At 63.0% G+C, this 771-nt stretch carries 1 pseudogene and 1 other annotated feature; the pseudogene reads left to right on the top strand.

The features are described from left to right. Nucleotides 1–51 precede the first annotated feature (51 nt). Nucleotides 52–771: pseudogene (locus CA2_RS17395) on the top strand (IS3 family transposase); the annotation flags it as partial. Further along, nucleotides 330–446 (top strand) — a sequence feature (AL1L pseudoknot). (Overlaps the previous pseudogene by 117 nt.)

The raw sequence follows: 771 nt of genomic DNA, 5'->3' as shown, positions 1-771 counted from the left end.
TTGAACCGCCCCGGGTTTTGAGGAGGCTCCAACACTTGAGAAGATGGAGCTATGACCAAGTCAAACAAGTTCTCACCCGAGGTCCGCGAGCGTGCCGTACGCATGGTGCAGGAGCACCGAGCCGACTACCCTTCGCTGTGGGCAGCCATTGAATCAATAGCCCCCAAGATTGGCTGCGTGCCGCAGACCTTGAACGATTGGGTCAAGAAGGCCGAGGTCGACAGCGGCCAGCGTGCCGGTACCACCACGTCAGAAGCCCAGCGCATCAAGGAGCTGGAACGTGAGGTCAAAGAGCTGCGCCGGGCCAACGACATCCTGAAGACGGCCAGCGCGTTTTTTGCGCAGGCGCAGCTCGACCGCCGATTGAAGTCTTGAAGAACTACATCGACCGCCACCGTGACGACTACGGGGTCGAGCCCATCTGCCGGGTGCTGCAGATGGCCCCGTCGTGTTACTGGCGCCACGCAGCCCGGCTGCGTAACCCGCAACTGCGCAGTCAACGCGCCCAGCGTGACGAGTGCTTGAAGGCGGACATCCAGCGCGTGTGGCATGCCAACTGGCAGGTCTAAGGGGCCGATAAGGTCTGGCTGCAGATGAACCGCGAGGGCATCCCGGTGGCACGTTGTACTGTGGAGCGACTGATGCGTGCCATGGGCTTGCAAGGGGCTCGCCGTGGCAAGACGGTGCGCACCACCACGCCGGACACATCGGCACCGTGCCCGCTGGACCACGTCAACCGGCACTTCAAGGCCAGCCGCCCCAACGCTCTGT

This window comes from Comamonas aquatica NBRC 14918, from assembly GCF_000739875.1.
Lineage (GTDB): Bacteria > Pseudomonadota > Gammaproteobacteria > Burkholderiales > Burkholderiaceae_C > Comamonas > Comamonas aquatica.
This window is presented reverse-complemented; position numbering and strand designations above follow the sequence as displayed.